Source organism: Microtetraspora niveoalba, assembly GCF_001570405.1.
GTDB lineage: Bacteria > Actinomycetota > Actinomycetes > Streptosporangiales > Streptosporangiaceae > Microtetraspora > Microtetraspora niveoalba.
Window position 1 is genome coordinate 97,388 of the sequence record NZ_BBYM01000027.1, and the last position, 15,042, is coordinate 112,429.

Here is a 15,042-nt window from a genome sequence, read left to right on the forward strand (position 1 = left end):
CCGCCCCTCGCGACTCCTGCCCCTGGGTTTCCCGGGCAGCACAAAGACCCGCGGAAGACGGCCAAGGCCATCGACCACGGGTCTCATCCCGGGGGTTCCAGGGGGTCGCCCCCTGGGCAAAACAAAGACCTGCGGAAGACGGCCGGAGGCCGCCGACCGCAGGTCGGGCAAAGTGGAGGTGGCGGGAATCGAACCCGCGTCCTTCAACACCAAGACAGGGCTTCTCCGGGTGCAGCCTGCTGCGATTTTCTCAGCCCCGGCGATCACACAGGCATGTCGCCGACGGGCTCAGTCACTGTTTGATTTCCCGATCGACCCCGTGACCGGGTCTCTCGGTTGAGCCTCCTAGCGATGTCAGGTCCGGGCCGGAGGCGGTCCCGGGCTGACAGAGGTCTCTCGCTGCTTAGGCGGCGAGGGCCAGGGAGCCCTGGCTGACCTCAGTGCGCTTGTTATTGGCACTTATTGGTTTGCGGTCACAGTGTTAACGAGGTTATGTCCGCAGTCCTCGACCCGCTTCCCCTGACTTGCAATGTCGAAGTCGAAACCGGTCACCCCCTGTTGAGTTGTCAACCCGGGCCCCGTGGGGACCGGCATCGCAACCATACATCCCCCAACACCGGGCACGCGAACCCAATTCCCGATCACCGGCGGAGACGATGAAGCCCCCGGAGGCGCGCCATCACGCACGCCCCCGGGGGCCGACCGGCAGGGTCGAGCCGGTCCGGACGGCAGGGCTCCCCCCGAGATGGAGCCCTGGTCTCATCACGGTGACTGAGTCCGCAACCCCCCAAGCGGTGCTCAGTCACTTAGAGAGACGCCTCCGGAGGCCGGAATGGTTGCTCGCCCCCCAGATTTTTTCTCTCAGAGTTTTTTCAGCCCGGCCGAGCGGAAGAACCGGCCCGCGACCGCCGACGCGGCGGAGGCGTCGGTGCTCTCCGCCAGCACGGCGACCGCGATGTCGTCCTGCCAGCCGACGAACCAGGACAGGTCGCGCCGCTGCTTCTTCACGACGTAGCCGATGCCCGCGGCGACGCCGTAGACGGGGTCGCCGGGAGCGGCCGCGGCGCGGGCCGACCCCGAGGTCACCCCGGCGCGCATGAGCGTACGGATCTGCTCGACGACGGTGGGGTCGAGCGGGACGGGGGCGGGCGGCGCGGCCGGGGCCACCTCGGCGGTGGGATCGGGCGACGACGGCGAGGTGACCAGCACCGGGGGACGCCAGGTGCCGGACTTGACGGCGCCGGCGACGAGCGCCATGGTCAGCGGGCTCACCCGCACGGTCTGCCCCGCGATGATCTTCGCGGTGGCGGCGTCGCTCGCCGGGTCGGGCACGGAGCCGCTGAACGAGGCGAGCGGCAGCTCCCACGGGCTGGCGATGCCGTACTTCGCCGCGCTGGCGACGATCGCGTCGCCGCTGACCCTCCGGGCCAGGGAGGCGAGCGCGGTCACGCACCCGTGCGCGAAGTCGGCCGCGAACGTCGGGGTGGTCGCCCCGGTGGCCCCCGCGTACTGGAACCTCGCGCCGGACACGGACCGGTCGGCGCTGCACGGCACCTTCTGCTTGGGGTCGAAGCCGTTCTTGAGCAGCGCGTCCGCGGCGATGATCGAGAAGGCGGTGCCCGCGGGGTACTTCCCGGCCAGGGCGTCCTTCTGCTGGCTCATCCCCTGCGTGGCGACCGCCCGGATCTCGCCGGTGGACGCCTGGACCGCGACGAGCGCGACCCGCGGCGACGCCGCGACGGCGCCGTCGGCGGCGGCCTGCAGGCCGGAGTCGATGGTCGTGCGGACCGAGGTGTTCGCCCGGCCCGGCCACGCCTTGAGCTCCTTGACCTGCTTGCCGGAGGCGTCGAGGATCACGACCCGGGTCTCGGTGGAGCCGGTGAGCTGGTCCTGGTACGCCTTCTGCAGGCCGTCCCGGCCCACCGTGTCACCGGCCCGCTGCGGGCCGCCGAGCTGCTGCTCCGCCTCCGGGGTGATCGCGGCGACGCGGCCGACGATGTCCTTCGGCGACTTGGGCGCGACGGGGATGCTGTCGGTCGTGATGAAGATGCCGCTGATGGCCTTGAGCTTGTCCTTGACCTGGTTGAAGGTCTTGCCGCCGAACGTCGCGAGCGGCACGAACGACTGCGGCGGCGACGACAGGATGCGGCTGAGCAGGCGGTCCTCGGCGAACCCGGTGACCTTGGACAGCTCCTCGCACAGCGCCGTCTTGTCGGCGATCTTGTTCGGGTACACGCCCGCGACGTAGCGGATCGTCTCGTCCTGCAGGGACTCGCCCGCGCTGTCCAGGATCGGCTGCCTGGCCTGGGGCTCCACGTCCACGGCGAACCGCTGTCCGGCGTGCAGCTCGGGGTGGATCACGCTCGGCGACCACTTGATCTTCCACTGGCCGCCGGCCAGGTGGAGCGGCAGCGTGCTGTCGTACTCCCACAGGGGGTTGTTCTCCCCCAGGTCCACCTCGGCGTGGTACTCGGCCTTGGCGGTGTCGCCGTCACGCTTCACGCCCTTGAGGGAGAACCGGAACGACGCGGCGTCGAGCTGGACGCCGACGTCCTCCAGGGCCTTCCGAACGACGGCGGGGTCGCCGTCCGCCCTGCGGGCCGCGCCCGCGTAGTCCCCGCTCTGCCAGCCCACGAGGAAGTCTCGTACGGCGTCGAGCGGGGTCGGCTCCTCGAAACAGGCGGTCAACATGGGCACGGCCAGCCCCAGAGCCAGAGCCGCCCGTACGGCTTTCGCGGCGGACACGGCCTAGCGGCCCCCCCGCCGCCGGACGGCGTTGGACATCGCCCGCGCCATCTCGCGGTCGGCCTGCTTCTCCATCAGGGTCTGCCGCTTGTCGTAGTCCTTCTTACCGCGCGCGATGCCGATCTCGATCTTGGCCTTGCCGTCCTTGAAGTACAGGGCGAGGGGCACCAGCGTCAGGCCGCGCTCCTTGAGGACCTGCTGGATCTTGCCGATCTCCTTGCGGTGCAGCAGCAGCTTGCGGGTCCGCCGCGCGGCGTGGTTGGTCCACGTGCCCTGGCTGTACTCAGGGATGTACACGTTGATCAGCCATGCCTCACCGCCGTCCACGGTGGCGTAGCCGTCGGTGAGATTGGCCTTTCCGGCCCGGAGGGACTTGACCTCCGTGCCGGTGAGGACGAGCCCGGCCTCGTACGTGTCCTCGATGAAGTAGTCGTGCCGGGCACGCTTGTTCTGAGCGATGAGCTTGCGCCCGATCTCACGTGGCATATAGGGAGCCTACCGGCGGCCGGCGCGTCGAACGGCGCGGGAGAGCGCGACCATGCCCCGTCACACCCTCAGGTAGCGGCGCAGGGTCACGAAGGACGCGAGGAGACAGATCACCACGCCCACGACCATGGTCAGCGTGATCACTCCGGCGAGTGTGTTCCAGCTCAGCGGCGCGGACATGTACATCTGGATCTGGTCGAAGATGATGACCTTCGTGACGATCAGCAGGACCGCCGCGAAGACGCCGCCGATCAGGCCGGCGATGACGCCTTCCATGACGAACGGAAGCTGGATGTAGACGTTCGAGGCGCCCACCAGCCGCATGATGCCGGTCTCCCTCCGGCGGTTGTACGCCGAGAGCCGCACCGTGTTGCCGATCAGCAGGGTGGCCGCGATCACCATCAGGATGGCGATCGAGAGGGCCATGTACTTGAGCTTCTCCATGAAGCCGAACGCCGTGTCGAGGATCTGGCGCTGGTTCACGATGTTGGAGACGCCCGCCTGGCCCTTGAGGCTCTGCTCCACCGCGGACGCCTTGTCCGGGTCCTTGAGCTTCACCCGGAAGGACTCGGGCAGGTCCTCCGGCTTGAGCACCGAGAGCAGGATGTTGTTGTTCCCGCCCTCCTTGAAGTTCTGGTACGCCCGGTTCTGGTCCTCGTAGTCGACCTTCTCGACGTCGGGCATGCTCTCGATCGTCTGCTTCAGCTTGGCCTTCTGGTCCGCGGTGATCGCGCCCTTGTTCTTGCAGGCGGGGAACGCGTCGTTCTTCCCGCAGAGGAAGACCGAGAGCTCGACCTTGTTCATCCAGACGTTGGTCAACGACGAGACCTGGGAGTTGATCATCAGCCCGATGCCGAGCAGGCCCATGCCGACCGCGACGGTCACGACGACCGCGATGGTCATCGTGAGGTTTCGGCGGAGGCCGATCCAGACCTCGGAGAAGATGAAATTGGCCCGCATGCTCCCCGTTACTCCAAACTGACTACGCGGCGTCCAGGCGGCGCCTGGCGCCGGCCCGTCCGCCGCTCGTGGGCTAGTACGCCTGGCCGTACACGCCGCGCGACTGGTCCCGGACGATCTTGCCGTCCTCCAGCTCGACCACACGCTTGCGCATGGAGTCGACGATGGCCGCGTCGTGCGTGGCCATCAGCACGGTGGTGCCGGTCCTGTTGATGCGGTCGAGCACCTTCATGATGCCGATGCTCGTCGCCGGGTCGATGTTCCCGGTCGGCTCGTCGGCAAGGAGGATCATAGGACGGTTCACGAACGCGCGGGCCATGGCCACCCGCTGCTGCTCGCCACCCGACAGCTCCTCCGGCATGCGGTGGGCCTTGCCCTCCAGGCCGACGAGTTCGATGACCTCGGGCACGACCTTGCGGATGAAGCGCCTGGGCTTTCCGATGACCTCGAGGGCGAACGCCACGTTCTCGTAGACGTTCTTCTTCGGCAGCAGCCGGAAATCCTGGAAGACGCATCCGATACGGCGCCGCAGGTGCGGCACCTTGAAGTTCGAGAGCTTCGCGAGATCCTTTCCGGCGACATGGATCGCGCCGGAATTGGGCCGCTCCTCCTTGAGGACCAGCCTGAGGAAGGTGGACTTCCCCGATCCCGACGGACCGACGAGGAACACGAACTCGCCCTTGTCGACGTCCACGCTCACGTGGTCGAGGGCGGGCCGGTTCTGGTTCGCGTAGACCTTGCTGACATTATCGAAATGGATCACGGGCGCATCACGGCAAGCCAGTCTAGGGGTTGGGACATCGGGCTCGGGGGGCGCCGGTCTCTTTGCGAAGGATCGACGTTCCGATTGGCCGAAGGCCAGTCTAGGGGGTAACACTGGCATGGAACGTCCATAACGGAAACAAAACGATTAGGGTCTGCCTGGCGGGAAGGAAGAGGTGCCATGAGCTGTGAACATCTGATCTGCGCCGCGTGCGCCGGCCCCGTGGTCGAGGGCCGCTGCCCGGTGTGCCGGGAGGGCCGGGCCAAGGTCCACCACCACGGCTTCTTCGGGCTGCCGCCGGCGGTCATCGCCCTGACGGTGATCCTCGCCCTGGCCCTGCTCGCCCTCAAACACGTCAGCGGCTGAGGGCGTTTATTGACCTCGCTGTGTTCATGGCGCTCGCTTCGCTCGCGCGGGCTCGGGGCGCCCTCAGGCGCTGTCTTCCCTCGTCACTCGGAGTCGCTCGTCCCTCGCTCCCCACTCGCTCCTCAGTCCGGACACCGCCGCGCCCCTCGCGCGATGGCCGGCCACCGTAACGATCGATGGCGCTCGGCGGTTCGGGTGCCTGAAGTTGGCTCGTGCCTCAGTCCGGACACCGCCGCGCCCCTCGCGCGATGGCCGGCCGCCGTAACGATCGATGGCGCTCGGCGGTTCGGGTGCCTGAAGTTGGCTCGTGCCTCAGTCCGGACACCGCCGCGCCCCTCGCGTGATGGCTGGACGCCGTAATGATGGAGGGTGCTCGCGCGGCTCGGGGCGACTGAAGTCGGCTTGTGCGGGGCGCGGGCTCCTCGCCCCTCGCGGCTCGCGAGGGGGAGGAGAGGAGCTCCGGGAGGTTACTGGTTCTCCTGGCGGCGCATCCAGCGGATCTCGCCCTCGATGAACTCGTCGAGGTCGCCGTCCAGGACGGCGCTGGGGTTGCCGGCCTCGACGCCCGTGCGCAGGTCCTTCACGATCTGGTACGGGTGCAGGACGTAGTTCCGGATCTGGGTGCCCCAGGAGGTCGTCGTCTCGCCGCGCAGCTCGTTCATCGCGGCGGCCTCCTCCTGGCGCTTGCGCTCCAGCAGCTTGGCCGACAGGACCGCCATCGCGGTCGCCCGGTTCTGGAGCTGGGACCGCTCGTTCTGGCAGGAGACCACGATGCCGGTCGGCAGGTGGGTGATGCGGACCGCCGAGTCGGTCGTGTTGACGCCCTGCCCGCCCGGGCCCGATGAGCGGTAGACGTCGACGCGGATGTCGTCCTCGTTGATGTCGATATGGTCGGTCTGCTCCACGACGGGCACGACGTCCACGCCCGCGAAGGACGTCTGGCGGCGGCCCTGGTTGTCGAAGGGGCTGATCCGGACCAGGCGGTGCGTGCCGTGCTCGCCGCGCAGCGTGCCGTACGCGTAGGGCGCCTTGACCGTGAACGTGGCCGACTTGATGCCGGCCTCCTCGGCGTACGACGTCTCGTAGACCTCGGTCGGGTAGCCCTTGCGCTCGGCCCAGCGCAGGTACATGCGGAGGAGCATCTGCGCCCAGTCGGCCGCGTCCACGCCGCCGGCCTGCGAGTTGATCGTGACGAGCGCCTCGCGGGAGTCGTACTCGCCGGACAGGAGCGTGCGCACTTCGAGGGCGCCGACGTCCGACTTGAGCGAGGCCAGCTCCTTCTCCGCCTCGGCGAGCGCCTCCTCGTCACCCTCCTCGGCGGCGAGCTCGAACATCACCGGCAGGTCGTCGAGGCGGCTGGCCAGGCCCTCCACCCGGTTGACCTCGCCCTGCAGGTGGGAGAGCTTGCTGGTGACCCGCTGCGCCTTCTCCACGTCGTTCCACAGATCGGGCGCGGCAGCCTGCTCCTCCAGCTCGGCGATCTGCTTGTGCAGAGCGTCGAGGTCGAGCACGTCCTGAATGCCCTTCAGGGTGCCGGTAAGCTCGTTGATCTCTTCGGCTGGATCGATGACTGCCACGTCTGTAAAGGGTACGCGAACACGGGACCCTGTTGAGTACGGCGCCTTGGCTACGATGTGGCCGGGATGTGGCCCCTCATGCGGCCGCTGTGGGCGTGCCGACACGCGAGAGGAGGCCACGGGGTGGACGGAGCCGCGCGCGTGCTCGCGTTCGCCTGCCGTCCGGCGCTCGTGCTCGCCCTCGCCGCCACCGCGGCCTGCGCGGGAGCCGCGCCCGCCCCCTCGCCCAGCCCGGTCGCCGCCACGGCGAGCGCGTCGCCGTCGCCGAGCCGGCCGCCCGCCGCGCCCGCAGTGACGCTCGCGGAGGCCCGTACGGCGCTGGACTCCTATCTCGCGACCGATGACGTGGTCTGGGCCGGCCGGGCACAGCGTTGGATGATCCAGCTCTCCAGGGACGGGCAGCGCCCGATCACCATCGCCCAGTACCACGCCTCCGGCGGGAAGCCGCCCCGTTACACGTGGGGTGAGCGCACGCTGCTGGTGCCCCGGCTTCCGGCCAAGGCGTCCCGCCAGTGGTTCGCCGCGACCGTCGAGCGCCGCGACTCCTCCGGCGAGGTCAGGACGGCCGTGCTCACGTTCGTACGGCAGAACGCGAAGGCGGCGTGGCAGAACAGCTTCGCCACGCTGCTGTACGAGGGCGAGAAGGCGCCACAGGCGGCCCTCGACGAGGACGGCTACGCGATCCCCCTCGACTCCCGCGACCAGAGTGTGGCGATCAGCCCCAACCTGATGGGGCCGCTGCACGCGACGATCGCCGAGGAGGGCAAGGACGGCTTCGCCTCCGGCCTGATCGCGCCCGGCCCGCAGACCACCGGGTACGCCACCGAGATCAAGCAGCGGCGGGAGAAGGCGCGCCAGGCCGACTGCATGAACTTCGACTCGCTGTTCGCCGCCGCCGTGGACTATCCGGTCTTCGCGCTGCGCACGAAGGACGGCGGCGGCCTCATCCTGTACACGCTGCTGCGGACCAGCACGTGGTCGCCGGTGCTGAGCTGCGGGTACGGCCGTCCGCTCGCCGTGCCGAAGGACGCCAAGTGGGACCTGGGCAACCCGGTGGTGCGCAGGGAGCGGCGGATCATCGAGACGCAGCAGTACGCGAGCGCGGTGCCGCCCAAGAGCTCCACCGCGCCCGCGCACGTCATCGGCTACGACGGCCGGGTGACCAAGGCCACGACCCGCTGACCCCGGTCACCCGGCGCGTCCTCACTCGTCGGTGTGCGGCAGGTTGCTCGACGCGACGAGGGTGCGCACCGCGCGCAGCGCCACCGAGAGGGTGGCGAGGTCGAAGTGGTCGCTCTCCCAGATCTCCGACAACGTCTGCCGCGCGCGTCCGACGGCCGCCTCGTTCGCCTCCGACCAGCGGGCCAGCCGCTCCTCGGGCGACAGCCCCGAGTCGCTGTGCAGCAGCACGCCCCTGGTGAGGGTGGCGTGCGCGGCGTACAGGTCGTCACGGAGCGCGGAACGCGCCATCGAGTTCCACCGGTTGTCCCGGGGCAGCGCGATGACCCGCTCCCTGAGCCGGGCGAGCTGCAGCCGGTCGGCGAGGTCGAAGTAGACCTCGGCGACCTCGTTCAGCGGGAGCCCGGTCAGCGAGGCGATCTCGACCACGTCGAACGTGGAGTACGCGGGCACCATCGCGGCGACCCGCTCGGCCAGCTCGTCCGGCACGCCGCGCGCGACGAAGCCGTCCCTGCGCTCCTCGTACGCGACGAGGTCGCGGCCGGTGAGCAGCTTGGGCAGGTGCGGCAGCAGCGCGCTCGCGCCGTCGGCGAAGAACCGGGCGGTGGTCGCGAGGTCGAGCGGCGGCCTGCGGTTGCCGAGCAGCCAGCGGGTGCCGCGCTCGGACAGCTTGCGTCCCTCCAGCAGCATCGCGATCTGGGTCGCGGTGTCGACCTCGTTGTCCAGTGCCTCGACCTGGCGGGTGAGGCTCGGCAGGTCGAAGACCTCGCGGGCCACCAGGTAGGCCCGGACGATGTCCGGGGTGGATGCGCCGGTCTCCTCGCCGAAACGGTAGACGAAGCTCGTCCCGCCGAAGTTGACCACGTCGTTCACGACCCGGGTCGTGATGATCTCCCGCCGGAGCGGGTGCGCGTCCATGGAGCCCTCGAACCGCTCCCGCAGCGCCGACGGGAAGTAGGACACGAGCCACGGGGCGAGGTAGGGGTCGTCGGGCAGGTCGGAGGCGAGCAGTTCGCCGTCCACCACGAGCTTGGTGTAGGCGAGCAGCACCGAGAACTCCGGCTGGGTGAGCCCGAGGCCCGCCTGCCGCCGCTCGGCCAGGACCTTGTCCGAGGGGAGGTTCTCCAGGTCGCGGTTGACGAGCCCGGCCCGCTCCAGCTTCCGCAGGTAGCGGGCGTGGATGTGGAGCATGTCGGACGCCTGGGCGCCGGCCGCCCCGAGCACCACGTTCTGCGCGTAGTTGTCGCGCAGCACCAGCTCGCCGACCTCGCCGGTCATGTCGAGGAACAGCTTGTCGCGCTGCTCGTCGGTCATGTCGCCGTCGCGGACGGCCTGGTCGAGCAGGATCTTGATGTTCACCTCGTGGTCGGAGGTGTCCACGCCGGCCGAGTTGTCGATGAAGTCGGTGTTGATCAGCCCGCCGTTCAGGGCGAACTCGATGCGTCCGAGCTGGGTGAAGCCCAGGTTGCCGCCTTCGCCGACGACCTTGCAGCGCAGGTCGGCGCCGTTGACGCGCAGGCCGTCGTTGGCCTTGTCGCCGACGTCCGCGTGGCTCTCCGACGCGGCCTTGACGTACGTGCCGATGCCGCCGTTCCACAGGAGGTCCACGGGGGACGTGAGGATCGCGCTGATGAGGTCGTTGGGCGCGAGGGCGGTGACGCCCTCGGGGATGCCCAGCGCGGCCCGCATCTGCGGCGACACCGGGATCGACTTGGCGGTGCGCGGCCACACGCCGCCGCCCGCCGAGATCAGCGACGCGTCGTAGTCGGCCCAGGAGCTGCGCGGCAGCGCGAACAGGCGGCGGCGCTCGGCGTGGCCGGTGGCCGCGTCGGGCGCCGGGTCGACGAAGACGTGCCGGTGGTCGAAGGCGGCCACCAGCCGGATGTGCTCCGACAGGAGCATCCCGTTGCCGAAGACGTCGCCGGACATGTCGCCGATGCCGACGACGGTGAAGTCGGTGGTCTGGACGTCCACGCCCAGGCCCCGGAAGTGGTACTTCACCGACTCCCAGGCGCCCCTGGCGGTGATGCCCATGCCCTTGTGGTCGTACCCGACCGAGCCGCCGGAGGCGAAGGCGTCGCCGAGCCAGAAGCCGTACTCCTCGGCCACCTCGTTGGCGATGTCGGAGAACGACGCGGTGCCCTTGTCTGCGGCGACCACGAGGTAGGTGTCGTCGCCGTCGTGCCGGACGACGTCACGCGGCGGGACGACCTCGCCGTTCACCAGGTTGTCGGTGATGTCCAGCAGGCCGGAGATGAACTGGCGGTAGCAGGCGACGCCCTCGGCCAGCACCTCGTCCCTGCCGCCCGCGGGCGGGTGCTTCACGACGAAGCCGCCCTTGGACCCGGTGGGGACGATGACGGTGTTCTTCACCATCTGGGCCTTGACCAGGCCGAGGATCTCGGTGCGGAAGTCCTCCATGCGGTCCGACCAGCGCAGGCCGCCGCGGGCGACCTTCCCGAACCTGAGGTGCACGCCCTCGACACGCGGCGAGTACACGAAGATCTCGTACTTCGGCCGCGGCAGCGGCAGCACGCTGATCGCCTGCGGGTCGAACTTGAGCGAGATGTACGGCTTGCGCCCGCCGCCCTCGGCGGACTGGTAGAAGTTCGTCCGCAGGGTCGCGGCGATCATCTCCAGGTAGGCCCGCAGGATGCGGTCCTCGTCGAGCGACGCGACCTCGTCGAGCGAGGCGAGGACCTCCTCCTGGAGCGCGTCGCACAGCTCCGACCGGACCTCCTCCGAACGGCCGGGCGCGAGCCGCGCCTCGAAGAGCCGCACGAGCAGCCGGGCCAGCCGGACGTTGCCGAGCAGCACCTTCTCGATGTACTCCTGGCTGAACGTGCTGCTCGTCTGGCGCAGGTACTTGGCGTACGCGCGGAGGATCTCGGCCTGCTCCCAGGTGAGGCCCCCGGCCAGCACGAGCGCGTTGAAGCCGTCGTTCTCGACCTCGCCGCGCCACAGGGCGCCGAAGGCGGCGTGGAAGAGCCGCTTGACGTCGTTCCTGTCGACCTCGCCGGAGGGGGTGTAGCGCAGGCCGAAGTCGTAGATCCAGGCGTCCTTGACCGTGTCGCCGTCCCGCCTGATCTCGTACGGGCGCTCGTCGACGACCTCGACGCCCATGCGCTGCAGCAGCGGCAGGGCGTGCGACAGCGAGATGGGCGCGCCGATCCGGTAGATCTTGAACCGCCGCTCCCCCTCGGCCGCGCCGTACGGCTCGTAGAGGTTCATCCCGATGTCGCCGGAGTCGTCGGCGGAGAGCTCCTCCAGCCGCTTCAGGTCGGTGACGGCGGTGCTCGCGGGGAAGTCGGCCTTGTAGCCCTCGGGGAAGGCGTTGGCGTACCGGGCGATCAGGGCGGGGCTCTCCTCCGGGGAGCAGAGCTCGGTGACGGCGGCGGCCAGGTCGTCGTCCCAGGAGCGGGTTGCGGCCGCGATCCGGGCCTCCAGCTCCTCGACGTCGACCGGGACCTCCGCGAGCGACCTGCCGCGCTCGCCCCGGATCACGATGTGGAGGCGGGCCAGCGGCTGCTCACCGATCATCGTGCTGTAGTCGAGCGAGGCGCCGCCGAGCGTCTTGAGCAGGATCTCCTGCATCCGCAGCCGGATCTTGGTGGTGTACCGGTCGCGGGGGAGGTAGATCAGGCAGGAGATGTAGCGGCCGTAGTCGTCCCTGCGCAGGAACAGTTTGACCTGCTTGCGCTCGCGCAGCCGGAGCACGCCGAGCGCGATCGGCAGCAGCTCGTCCACCGGGATCTGGAACAGCTCGGCCCGGGGGTAGGTCTCCAGGATCTCCTTCAGGTCCTGACCGTCGTGGCTGTCGGCGGCCAGCCCGGCCCGGTCGAGCACGTCGGCGAGCTTGCGTCCCAGCACGGGGATCCGCGCGATCGACTCGTTGTACGCCACGTGGGTGAACAGGCCGAGGAAACGGCGCTCGCCGATGACCTCGCCCTGCGGCGAGAAGAGCTTGACGCCGATGTAGTCGAGGTAGGCCGGGCGGTGCACGGTGGCGCGGCTGTTGGCCTTAGTGACGATCAGGAGCTGCTTCTCGCGGGCCTTGGCGCGCACCTTCGGCGGCAGCGCGGCGAAGCTGTCGGAGCCCGCCTTGTCGGCGCGGAGGATGCCGAGGCCGGTGCCGGGGATGGCGCGCAGCGCGTCGCCCTCCTCGGTCTGCTCCAGGCGGTACTCCCGGGAGCCGAGGAACGTGAAGTGGTCGTCGGCGAGCCAGCGCAGCAGCTCGACGCTGTCGGCGACCTCGGCCTGGCTGAGCGGCGGCGGGTCGGCGGCGACGTCCTCCGCCGTGTTGACGGCCAGCGCGCGCATCTTGGGGAAGTCCTCGCCGGCCTGGCGGACGTCCTGCAGGACCCGCTGGAGATCGGCCTCCAGCTCCTTGAGCACGGCGGGGTCGGTCTGCCGGTCGATCTCGATGTGCATCCACGACTCGGGCAGGACCTGGCCGGCGGCCTCCTCCTGGCCGGGGCCGAGCATCGCGCCGGCCATGTCCCGGCGGACGCGCATCTGGGGGTGGACGAGGAGGTGGATGCCGATGTGGTGCCGGTCGAGCTCCATCGTCACCGAGTCGACGAGGAACGACATGTCGTCGGTGACGACCTGGATCACGGAGTGGCCGGGGTCCCAGCCGCACTCCTCCATGGTCGGCGTGTAGGCGCTGACCAGCGCCCTGCCCTGGGGCCGGTGCTCGGCGAGCCGCCGGTGGGCCATGGCCGGGCCGTACACGTCCGCGGGGTCGCGGTCGGCCAGGTCCTCGATGGGGACGTGGCGGTAGTAGTCACGGAGGAAGGCGAGGACGTCCCCGCCCGAGGAGGATTCCGGGGCGGGCGCGCACTTCTCGGCGGCGTCGCGGAGCAGCCTGTCCAGCGCCTCCCCCGGTCCGCGCCCCACCCGTGCCCCGTCAGGTTCCGGCTCCGTCTGGGCCGTTTCCGATCCGCGCGCCGTTCCCGGTCCGCGCCGGCTCCCCGCCGTCTCGAGCGGCATCTCGCTACTCACTCCTTTGTGAGGTTCTGGATATTCGTTGCGGTCCTGGTGGTACTGCCCCATGGCGAGGCGATCGTTCCGCAAAAGGGGGAATGTATGTGGTCGGCACCCGATGTCGGGTTCGCGATGATCTCAGCGGAGGGTCCGGGACCTCGTGATAGGAGGCGGACCGGTCACGCCGGCAGAGGACGGTGCGACCAGCATCCCACAGCGCGGGGTGCAGCCCCCGCGACCCGACCGACGCGTCCCCGACATGTCATCTCCTCAGGTGCCCGTTCGTCTCCCGATCCCCATTGACCCGGAGCTCCACGCCACCCACGATCCCGATACCACCTCAGAACGCCACACACGTCAACTTGACCACCCGGGCCGATCGCCGTACCACGCCGGGGTTCCCGCGCCGCCGAGACGGCGCGGTGACCCGAATGTGACCAAACCATCATCGATCATGGCGCGTCTCACGAGGGAGATCGAACCTCGGGGAGTGAACCATGATCGACCGGCGCGCCTTCCTCCGCGTCTCGGCGCTGGCCGGTACGGCCCTCGCGTCGGGCGCCGCCCTCGCCTCCGGCACGCCCGCCTGGGCCGGCCCCCGGCCCGCGGACTGGACCGCGCTCGCCCGCGGCCTCGGCGGGCGGCTGATCCGCCCCGGCGACGCGTCCTACGACGCGGCGCGTCTGGTGTTCAACACCGCGTTCGACGCGACGCGGCCCGCCGCCGTGGCGTACTGCCGGAGCGCCGCGGACGTGGCGGAGTGCCTCGCCTTCGCCCGCAGGTACGGCGTCGCGGTGACCTCGCGGTCGGGCGGCCACAGCTACGCGGGCTGGTCCACCGGTCCCGGCCTGGTCGTCGACGTGTCGCCGATGAGCACGGTCGGGTACTCCGCCGGGCGGGCCACCGTCGGCGCGGGCGCCCGGCTGGTCGACGTCTACGCCCAGCTCGGGAAGCACGGCGTGAGCATCCCCGCCGGGTCGTGCCCGACCGTCGGCGTCGCCGGGCTGACGCTGGGCGGCGGCATCGGCGTCGTCTCCCGCAAGTACGGCCTGACCTGCGACGTGCTGGAGTCGGCGCGCATCGTGACCGCCGACGGGCGGACCCTCACCTGCTCGGCCACCGAGCACCCCGACCTCTACTGGGCGTCACGGGGAGGCGGCGGCGGCAACTTCGGCGTGGCGACGTCCTTCACCTTCCGGACCCACACCACCCGCGACGTCACCGTCTTCTTCCTGCACTGGCCGTGGAAGAAGGCGGCCGCGGCCGTACGGGCGTGGCAGGCGTGGGCGCCGCACGCGCCGGACGCCATGTGGTCCAACCTGCACCTGAACCACGACCCCTCGCTCGACGTGCAGATCGGCGGCCTGTACGTCGGCGGCCGGGCGGGCTGCGAACGCCTGCTCGCCGACCTCGTCCGCCGGGTGGGGTCGGACCCCTCCAGCCGGTGGATCTCCCCGACCTCGTACGGCCACGCCATGATGATCATGGCCGGATGCTCGACGATGTCGGTCTCGCAGTGCCACCGCCCCGGCTCGTTGCCGGGGCAGACCTCGAACGGGCGGCTGGTGCGCGACGCGTTCTCCGCCAAGTCGCACATGGCGTACGCGCCGCTGTCCGGGGCGGGGATCGGCGCGCTGCTCGGGCAGGTGGCCGCGTCCGGGCGGCACTCGGTGCTGCTCGACGCGCTCGGCGGCGCGGTCGGCAGGATCGCGCCGGGCGCGACCGCCTTCCCGCACCGCCGGGCCCTGTTCAGCGTGCAGTACTACGCCCACCGGGCGGGGGCCGCCGCCTGGACCCGGGCCGCCCACGCGGCGATGCGGCCCCACTTCGGCGACCACGCGTACGTCAACTACATCGACCCGGAGCTGACCGGCTGGCGGCGGCAGTACTACGGGGCCAACGCCGAGCGGCTGGCCCGGGTCAAGGCCGCCTACGACCCGGGCCGCCTGTTCCGCCTCCCCCAGGGCGTCTGACCGTTCC

The 15,042-nt window shown here is 70.2% G+C and carries 9 protein-coding genes and 1 other RNA gene; 3 read left to right on the plus strand and 7 right to left on the minus strand.

Annotation, left to right across the window (positions count from 1 at the left end; translation table 11 throughout):
• Positions 1 to 170: 170 nt before the first annotated feature.
• The 5 genes from ssrA to ftsE all read right to left on the minus strand — a co-directional run bounded on the left by ssrA (position 171) and on the right by ftsE (position 4,954).
• Positions 171 to 556: a transfer-messenger RNA gene (ssrA, locus tag AWQ70_RS25760) on the minus strand.
• Positions 557 to 861: 305 nt separating this feature from the next.
• Positions 862 to 2,745, minus strand: a complete 1,884-nt coding sequence (locus AWQ70_RS25765; RefSeq protein ID WP_084517809.1) for a penicillin-binding transpeptidase domain-containing protein — start codon at positions 2,743 to 2,745, stop codon at positions 862 to 864.
• Between the two features lie 3 nt (positions 2,746 to 2,748).
• A complete protein-coding gene (gene smpB, locus AWQ70_RS25770; RefSeq protein WP_067180908.1) occupies positions 2,749 to 3,231 on the minus strand; it encodes an SsrA-binding protein SmpB in 483 nt (160 codons plus the stop codon).
• Positions 3,232 to 3,291: 60 nt separating this feature from the next.
• Complete coding sequence (gene ftsX / locus AWQ70_RS25775) at positions 3,292 to 4,191, minus strand: permease-like cell division protein FtsX (protein ID WP_067180911.1); 900 nt, start codon at positions 4,189 to 4,191, stop codon at positions 3,292 to 3,294.
• Between the two features lie 73 nt (positions 4,192 to 4,264).
• Positions 4,265 to 4,954 (minus strand): cell division ATP-binding protein FtsE, encoded by a 690-nt coding sequence (gene ftsE / locus AWQ70_RS25780; RefSeq protein ID WP_067129239.1) that lies wholly within the window; start codon positions 4,952 to 4,954, stop codon positions 4,265 to 4,267.
• A gap of 180 nt (positions 4,955 to 5,134) precedes the next feature.
• On the opposite strand from ftsE, the gene AWQ70_RS25785 reads away from it, so the two are divergent.
• Positions 5,135 to 5,320, plus strand: coding sequence for an RING finger protein (locus AWQ70_RS25785; RefSeq protein WP_067180914.1), 186 nt, complete (start codon positions 5,135 to 5,137; stop codon positions 5,318 to 5,320).
• Between the two features lie 467 nt (positions 5,321 to 5,787).
• Here the strand turns inward: AWQ70_RS25785 and prfB are convergent, their stop codons facing one another.
• The gene (prfB, locus tag AWQ70_RS25790; protein ID WP_067180917.1) at positions 5,788 to 6,897 is read right to left on the minus strand and encodes a peptide chain release factor 2; all 1,110 of its coding nucleotides are present in this window, start codon (positions 6,895 to 6,897) and stop codon (positions 5,788 to 5,790) included.
• Between the two features lie 123 nt (positions 6,898 to 7,020).
• On the opposite strand from prfB, the gene AWQ70_RS25795 reads away from it, so the two are divergent.
• Positions 7,021 to 8,079 carry a DUF8094 domain-containing protein gene (locus AWQ70_RS25795; protein ID WP_067180919.1) on the plus strand — a complete coding sequence of 353 codons (1,059 nt, stop codon included), beginning with the start codon at positions 7,021 to 7,023 and terminating at the stop codon, positions 8,077 to 8,079.
• A gap of 21 nt (positions 8,080 to 8,100) precedes the next feature.
• Here the strand turns inward: AWQ70_RS25795 and AWQ70_RS25800 are convergent, their stop codons facing one another.
• Positions 8,101 to 12,975, minus strand: a complete 4,875-nt coding sequence (locus AWQ70_RS25800; protein WP_067180922.1) for an NAD-glutamate dehydrogenase — start codon at positions 12,973 to 12,975, stop codon at positions 8,101 to 8,103.
• Between the two features lie 584 nt (positions 12,976 to 13,559).
• On the opposite strand from AWQ70_RS25800, the gene AWQ70_RS25805 reads away from it, so the two are divergent.
• Positions 13,560 to 15,035: an FAD-binding oxidoreductase gene (locus AWQ70_RS25805; protein ID WP_067180924.1), complete on the plus strand. Its 1,476-nt coding sequence runs from the start codon at positions 13,560 to 13,562 to the stop codon at positions 15,033 to 15,035.
• Positions 15,036 to 15,042: the final 7 nt, after the last annotated feature.